The organism is Actinospineispora acaciae DSM 45401 (genome assembly GCF_000620785.1).
In the GTDB taxonomy this organism is placed as follows: Bacteria; Actinomycetota; Actinomycetes; order Mycobacteriales; family Pseudonocardiaceae; genus Pseudonocardia; species Pseudonocardia acaciae.
Genome location: NZ_JIAI01000033.1, coordinates 20,038 through 27,405, shown reverse-complemented (window position 1 = coordinate 27,405; position 7,368 = coordinate 20,038). Strand labels below are relative to the sequence as shown.

The following is a 7,368-nucleotide window of genomic DNA, read 5'->3' as shown; positions in this document are numbered from 1 at the left end:
TCGGCCATGATCCAGCGGTGCAGGCCGCGGTGGCGGCCCAGCGGGCTGGCGTCGACCAGCTCCAGGCAGGCCTCCAGCTCCCAGCGGGTGCGCACGAACGGGATCATCAGGTGCAGGTTCGGGCACCGCTCTCGGACCTCGGCCAGTGCGCGCAGCTCGATGGCGAACACCTCGGGTTCGTGCAGGTACCGGTAGGCACCCCGGTAGCCGATCATCGGGTTGCGCTCGACCGGTTCGAGCTCCTCGCCTCCGCGTAGGCCGCGGAACTCGTTGCTGCGCAGGTCGGTGGTGCGGTAGATGACCGGGCGGGGGGCGAACGCCGCGCCGATGCGTCGCAGCGACGCCGACAGCTTCTCGACGAACCGGTCCTGTTCGCCCCGGGCGATCAGCTCGCGCGGGTGGCGTCCGTCGAGGGCCTCGGTGAGCAGGAACTCCGCGCGCAGCAGGCCCACCCCGTCCACCGCCAGGGCGGCGGCGCGCTCGGCGGCCTCGGGCACGGCGACGTTCACGTACAGCCGGGTCCCGGTCACGATCCTGGCGGGCCCGGTGGCCGGTTCGGTCCTCGGTTCGGCGCTGGCCTGGCCGGTGCGGCCGGCCCACACCTCACCCGAGGCGCCGTCCACGGTCACCAGCTGGCCGTCGCGCAGGACGCTGGTCGCGGTGCCGGCGCCCACCACGGCTGGCACGCCGAGCTCGCGGGCCACGATCGCGGCGTGGCAGGTGGTTCCGCCGCTGTCGGTGACCAGCGCGGCGGCCCGGCGGATCGTGGGCAACCAGTCCGGGTTGGTCAGCTCCGCGACCAGGATCTCACCCGCGTGCAGAGCGCCGCCGTCGTCCGGCTTGTGCAGCACCCTGACCCGACCGGTTGCCCGGCCTGGTGAGGCCGCCAGGCCTCGTGCGAGCACCGTCGGGCCGCCGTCGGCGGGCTCGTCCGTCGTGCCGGCGCCGAGGGTGGTGATCGGGCGCGCCTGTACCAGCCAGAGCCGGTCCTCGGCCATGGCCCACTCGATGTCCTGGGGCGCGCCGTAGTGCTCGTGCACCCGCAGCGCCAGCCGGGCGATCTCGGCGACCTCGTCGTCGTCGAGCACCCGCGCCCCTGACCGAGACGCGTCCAGAGCCCGGCGCAGGTCACGGCCGTCCGGGCCGCGCACGATCTCCACGTCCTGGTGCCCGACGGTGGTCGAGACCAGCCCGAGGTCCGGGGCCGACAGGACATGGGTGTCCGGCTGCACGGTGCCGGAGACCACCACCTCGCCCTGCCCGAACGCGGCCTCCACCACTACCCGGTCGCGGCGGCCGCTGGCCGGATCGGCGGTGAACGCGATCCCGGCCCGCTCGGAGGGCACCATCACCTGCACCACGACCGCGATAGCCGGCTCGGTGCTCATGCCGCGTTCGGCGCGGTAGGCCACCACCCGGGGCGCCACCGCCGACACCCAGCAGTCCAGGATCCGTTCCAACAGCTCGTCGATCCCGCGCACGTTGGTGAAGGTCGCGTTCATGCCGGCGAACGAGGCGTCGGCGGCGTCCTCGCCCACCGCGGATGAGCGCACCGCGACCGTGACCGGCTCCGTGCCGAGCGCCGTGTAGGCGGCACGCACCTCGCCGGACAGCCGTTCGGACATGCCGGCCGAGCGCACCAGCCGCGTCATCCGGTCGCACAGCCCGGCCAGCTCGTCGGGCTCGGCCGCCAGTGCCTTGGTGTGGGTCTCGACGAGCTCGTCGCGCACCCCACCCAGCCGCATCGAGTCCAGATAGGCCCGCGCGGTCAGCACGAACCCGGCCCGAACCGGGAACCCCGCCCCAATCAGCTCCCCGAGGTTGGCGGCCTTGCCGCCGACGACCGCCGCGTCGGCGACCGACACGGTCGACAGGTCGCGCACCGGGTGCGCGAGCGTGCTTTCGATGCCGGTCATCGCGACCGCCCGGACCAGAGCGGTTCGATCCGTTCCCACTCGGCTTCCCATGCCGAGGCGCGGCGCCGGGCGACGACCGACTCGGTGGCCAGCCACAGCAGGGCGAGCAGCAGCCACCCTGCCAGGACGGAGGGCACGGCCACGGTGAGGGTCACCGGGGTCCGCCCGCCGGGCTCGTGTCCGGTGCGTGGGCGGCCGGTGGTGTCGACCACGACGGGGACCGGCTCGCCAGCGGCCACGTCGCGGTGCAGCAGCACGGTGCCGTGGCCGGTGGCGCCGTCGGGGGTGGGCCATGCCACGGGCACCCGCCGCATCGGCGCCACCGCGTCCGATCCGGGGCCGATGACCGGGTAGCTGGCCTCGGTGGCGGTGGCCGTCGCGGCGTACTCGCCGGCCCGTGGCCCCGCGCTCAGCGCGTCGGCGGTGGCGTTACCGGCCCAGGCTCCCAGCCCGACCGTGGCCAGCCCGGCCGCCAGCAGCAGCGCCAGGACGAGCGCCTCGATGCGGTCGCCCGGGCGGGCCAGCGATCCACCCGGGGGTCGGCCCGGCAGGCGGCGATGATGCCTGACGTCCATGGCGGCCTACTCCGGGCGCTCGCGCACGACAGTCACCGTGCACGGCGCGTGCAGCACGCAGGACATCCCGACCGAGCCGAGCAGCATGCTGCCGAACCCACCGTGGCCGCGATGGCCCACGACCAGCAGGTCGGCGTCCCGGGCGGCCTCGACGAGAACCTTCGCCGCCGGGCCCGCCACCGCGACCACGTCGACCTTCGGCGGCGCCGGGTCATCGGCGAGCGCCTGGTCGACGACCGCCTGGGTGGCCCGTAGCGCGTCGTCGCTGACGTCCTGCCTGGTGAGGGTGATTGGCGGGCCGGAGGGCAACGCCCAGTAGCTGGGCAACTCGTAGGCCGCCACCACCCGCAGCAGGGCGCCGCGCCGGCGCGCCTCCTCGACGGCGACCCGCAGCGCGGCCAACGACCCCTCGGAGCCGTCCACCCCGACCACGATCTTCCCGTGCACGTCCACGATGCCTCCTCGGCTCGGCTCCCAACTCCCCGACACGATCCGGCCGACGCGGTGCCGGCGACCAGCCGCCAAAGCCCCCGACCGGCGGAGTCTTCCGGCCCTCTCCCAGGTAGCGATGGACTCCTGACCGACCCCCGCCGGCTCGGCGATGCTTGCGGTGAGACCAGGAGCGGAGGGCACGGACCGTGGACGAGACCGGTGTCTGCCTGGCGGTTCCCGAGCCACATCCGTGGACTGCCCCGGCCGACGAGGTAGCCGCAGCCCTGGGGGTGCGCCCCGAGCGAGGACTGACCGAGGCCGAGGCGGCCATGCGGCTGCGCGCGGCCGGGCCGAACGACCTGCCCACCGAACCGCCCCGAGGCCTGCTGAGCTCGATCGGCGCCCAGCTGCGGGAGACGATGATCCTGGTGCTGCTCGGCGCCTCGGTGCTGACCGCCGTGATCGGCGACCTCGCGGACTGCGCGGTGATCCTGCTGGTCATCGCCGTCAACGCCACGGTGGGGGTGGTGCAGGAGCGCCGCGCGGTGAACGCCATCGCCGCGCTGCGGACGCTGACCACCCCGACGGCCACGGTGATCCGCGACGGCGCCGCGCGGCGGCTGCCGACGACCGAACTGGTGCCCGGCGACGTGCTGAGGGTGGCCGAGGGCGACGTGGTCGGCGCCGACGCCCGGCTGGTCACCGCGCAGCTGCTGCAGGTGGACGAGGCGCTGCTAACCGGCGAGTCGCAGCCGGTGGACCGCGACCCCGCGATGACGCGCCCGGAAGCGACCGACCTCGGCGACCGGACGACCATGCTGCACGCCGGGACCCTGGTGGTCCACGGCAGCGGCACCGCCGTCGTGGTCACCACCGGCGCGCGCACCGAGCTCGGTCGGATCGCCGCGCTGCTGCGCGAGCGGTCCGCCCCGGCCACCCCGCTGCAGCGCCGGCTGGCCAGGCTCGGCCGCCGCCTGTCGCTAGCCGCGGTCGTCGGCTGTGCCCTGGTGGTGGCGCTCGGGCTGGCCCGGGGCGAGTCGTGGGAGCTGATGGCGGTGGCCGGGATCAGCCTCGCGGTCGCGGCGATCCCCGAGTCACTGCCGGCGGTGGTCGCGCTCGCGCTGGCGGCCGCCACCCGCCGGATGGCCGCCCGAGGGGCGATCGTGCGGTCGCTGCCCTCGGTGGAGGCGCTGGGGTCGGTCACCGTGCTCGCCACGGACAAGACCGGCACCCTCACCACCGGCAACACCGAGTGCGTTGCGGTCTGGACGCCGGCGGGCGGCGAGCGGGCACCGAGCCGGCGCCACGACGGGCTCGGGCTGCCCGACGGGACCGGTCCGCGCGCGCTGCTGGAGGCGGCGGCGTTGTGCAACGACGCGACCGCCGGGACGCGCGGCACGGAGGGGGCGCTGCTGGGCGCGGCGGTCGCGGCCGGCATCGACGTCGCGGCGCTGCGCGATCGGTTTCCCCGGGTGCACGTCGTCCCGTTCGACTCCGTCCGGCGCCGCATGCTCACCCGCCACGCGACGGGACGGAGCGAGCTGGAGATCGTCAAAGGGGCGCCGGAGGTAATGCTGCCCGACGCCGCCGGCTCCAAGGCGCCGCGTCGCGAGGCCGAGCGGGTGGTGGCCCGGTGGACCGCTCAGGGTCGCCGGGTGCTCGCCGTCAGCGCCGGATCACCGGCCGGACCGCACCGGTTGCTCGGCCTGGTCGCGCTGGCCGATCCGGTGCGCGAGGACGCCCGCGCGGCCGTGCTCACCGCGCGGGCCGCCGGCATCCACACCCTCATGATCACCGGTGACCACCCCAGCACCGCACGCGCGGTGGCCAGGGCGACCGGAGTGATCACCGACGGGGACCGGCCGGATGACGGCGACGGGCAGCGGCGGCTGGTGTACGCGCGCACCGACCCCGCCGGCAAGCTCGACATCATCGCCGCCTGGCGCGACGCCGGGCACATCGTGGCGATGACCGGCGACGGGGTGAACGACGCCCCCGCGCTGCGCGCCGCCGACGTCGGGGTTGCCATGGGCCGGCGCGGCACCGAGGTGGCCAAGCAGGCCGCCGACATCGTGCTCACCGACGACAGCCTCGCCACGATCGTGGCCGCCGTGGCCGAGGGCCGCCGGGTGTTCGACAACGTCCGCCGGTTCGTCCGCTACGGCCTGTCCGGCGGGCTCGCGGAGATGCTGGTCATGCTCCTCGGGCCATTCGTCGGGATGCCGCTGCCGCTGCTGCCCGCGCAGATCCTGTGGGTCAACCTGGTCACCCACGGGCTGCCCGGGGTGGCGATCGGCTCCGAGGTCGCCGAACCCGACGTGCTGCAACGACCACCCCGACCGCCCCGCGAGGGCATCCTCACCCGCCGGACCGTCGGCGAGATCCTCGGAGTGGGCGGGCTGATCACGGCCGGATGCCTCGGGCTCGCGCTGTGGGCCGCCGCCGAGCAGCGACCGTGGCAGACCCTGCTGTTCACCACGCTCGCGTTCGCCCAGCTCGGTGTCGCGCTGACCACCCGCTCGGACCGCACCCCGTTCTGGCGGATGTCCCCGGCGGGCAACCCGTTCCTGTTCGCCGCCGTGGCCGCCAGCCTGGGCGCCACCGTGGCCGCCGTGTACCTGCCCGGGCTGTCCGACCTGCTCGGCACCCAGCCGCTCACGGTCGCCGAGCTCGCACTCTCCGCCGCCGTGGCCGCCGTCCCCGCCCTGCTCGTCGAGCTCGTCGAGCTGCTCCGTGCCCGACGGCCTCCAGCCAGCTGATCGGGCGCGGCACGCGTAGGAATCGTTGACGCTCTCCGCTACGAATAGCTGGTGCGCCGGCCCCGGGTAGACAGCGGCGGGCCGCCGGTGTCCGGGCTAGCGCCGGGCTGGCCGCAGTGTGCCGTGGCGACTGGCGGGCGGTGCGCGGGGACCTGGTTGCCGGGCTCAGCGTGGCCGCGTACCTGGTGCCGCAGGTGCTCGCCTACGCGGCCGTCGCCGGCCTGCTCCCGGGCGGATCACCCGAGCGCCACGTCGTGCTCTCGGCGGTGCTGGCGCTGCTGGTAGGGGTCGTCTGCGTGCTCGGCTGGGCGGCACGGCTGGGGTTCGTCGCCGACCTGCTGTCGCGGCCGGTGCTCGTCGGCTACCTCGCAGGCATCGCGCTGATCATGATCTCCGGGCAGATGCGCAACGTCACGGGGGTACCCGTCGGCGGCGACGGCTTCACCGCCGAGATCGCGTCGTTCGCCACCAACCTCGCGCGGGTGCATCCGCCGACGGTGCTGCTGGCGGCGGCCGTGCTCGGGTTCCTGTTCGCCGCGCAGCGGTTGGTCCCCACCCCCACGCGCTGGCTGCCGCTCAACGCCGAGGCGATCGTCGAGCTGGACATCACCGCGGCGGACACCCTGCTCGCGCTGCACGGCGAGCTGGCCTTGCGGGGCATCGTGCTGGCGCTGGCCCGCGTCAAGCAGGACCTGAGCGCCGACCTGCGCCGCGCCGGCCTCATCGACCTGATCGGCGCCGACCGGATCTTCCCCACCCTGCCCACCGCCGTCCAGGCGTACGAACAGGCACGGCACTAAGGCTTCTCCGGCCGGACCACGGCGACCGGGCACGGCGCGCGGTGCAGCAGCGCGTGGCCGACCGACCCCAACACCAGCCCGGTGAAGTCACCGCGACCGTGCGAGCCGACCACCACCAACTGGGCCCGCTCGGCCTCGGCCAGCAGCCGGTGCGCGGGACCGTCCCGGCTGACCACCCGCCGCACCGCCACGTCCGGATACTTCTCCGACCAGCCGGCGAGCCGCTCGGCCAGCACCCGCCGCTCCCAGTCCTCGAAGATCGGGTCGATGCGATCGTCACGCCAGGTGTGCACCGCCACCAACGGCACACCCCGCGCCGACGCGGCCTCGAACCCGAACGCCAGCGCCGCCTCACTGCGCTCGGCGCCGTCGACGCCGACCACCACGGGCAGCGGCGAGTCCAGCGCCACCGGCGGCTCGCCCCGCACCACCACGACCGGGCACACGCCCCGCGCCGCCAGCCCGACCGCCACCGACCCGACCAGCAGCCCGGTGACCCCGCCCAGGCCGCGGTCCCCGAGAACCACCAGGCGGGCGCGCTTCGACTCGGCGGCGAGAACCGGCACCGGGTAGCCGACGATCACCTGCCGGTGCACCTCCACACTGGGCGCGGTCGCGGCGGCCACCTCGACGGCGGCCTCCACCTGCTCGCGGGCGATCCGCACGAACGCCTGGCGATAGTCCAGCCCCAACGCCTCCCCGCCGAAGTGGTGATCCGGCCACGGGCAAACGCCGACCAGCCGCACCGGCGACCGCCACCGCCGCGCCTCCACCGCCGCCCACCGCACAGCGGCCAGGGCGGAGTCGGATCCGTCCACGCCGACCACGATGTTCCGACCGGCCATCACGCCTCCTCGTGTCTCTACCACCAGGGTTCCGGTGTGCC

Annotated in this window: 6 protein-coding genes; 2 read left to right on the top strand and 4 right to left on the bottom strand. The window is 75.1% G+C overall.

Going from position 1 to position 7,368, the window contains the following annotated elements; translation table 11 throughout:
* The 3 genes from ppsA to N912_RS64850 form a co-directional block, all read right to left on the bottom strand.
* The coding region (gene ppsA, locus N912_RS0146970) for a phosphoenolpyruvate synthase (protein WP_037070280.1) at positions 1–1,916 on the bottom strand (1,916 nt) is incomplete at its 3' end.
* Complete coding sequence (locus N912_RS0146965; RefSeq protein ID WP_028927877.1) at positions 1,913–2,491, bottom strand: Rv1733c family protein; 579 nt, start codon at positions 2,489–2,491, stop codon at positions 1,913–1,915. The genes N912_RS0146965 and ppsA, both read right to left, overlap by 4 nt.
* A 6-nt stretch (positions 2,492–2,497) precedes the next feature.
* On the bottom strand, positions 2,498–2,944 hold the full coding sequence (locus N912_RS64850; RefSeq protein WP_028927876.1) for a universal stress protein: 447 nt from the start codon (positions 2,942–2,944) through the stop codon (positions 2,498–2,500).
* Between the two features lie 185 nt (positions 2,945–3,129).
* On the opposite strand from N912_RS64850, the gene N912_RS59250 reads away from it, so the two are divergent.
* Together N912_RS59250 and N912_RS59245 are read left to right on the top strand one after the other, a co-directional pair.
* A complete protein-coding gene (locus tag N912_RS59250; protein ID WP_211261646.1) occupies positions 3,130–5,682 on the top strand; it encodes a cation-translocating P-type ATPase in 2,553 nt (850 codons plus the stop codon).
* 116 nt (positions 5,683–5,798) lie between these two features.
* Complete coding sequence (locus N912_RS59245) at positions 5,799–6,482, top strand: SulP family inorganic anion transporter (protein ID WP_037070278.1); 684 nt, start codon at positions 5,799–5,801, stop codon at positions 6,480–6,482.
* On the opposite strand, the gene N912_RS0146945 is transcribed toward N912_RS59245, so the two are convergent.
* Entirely contained in the window at positions 6,479–7,327 is an 849-nt protein-coding gene (locus N912_RS0146945) for a universal stress protein (RefSeq protein ID WP_028927875.1), read from the bottom strand. The two genes, N912_RS59245 and N912_RS0146945, sit on opposite strands and share 4 nt — an antisense overlap.
* Positions 7,328–7,368: the final 41 nt, after the last annotated feature.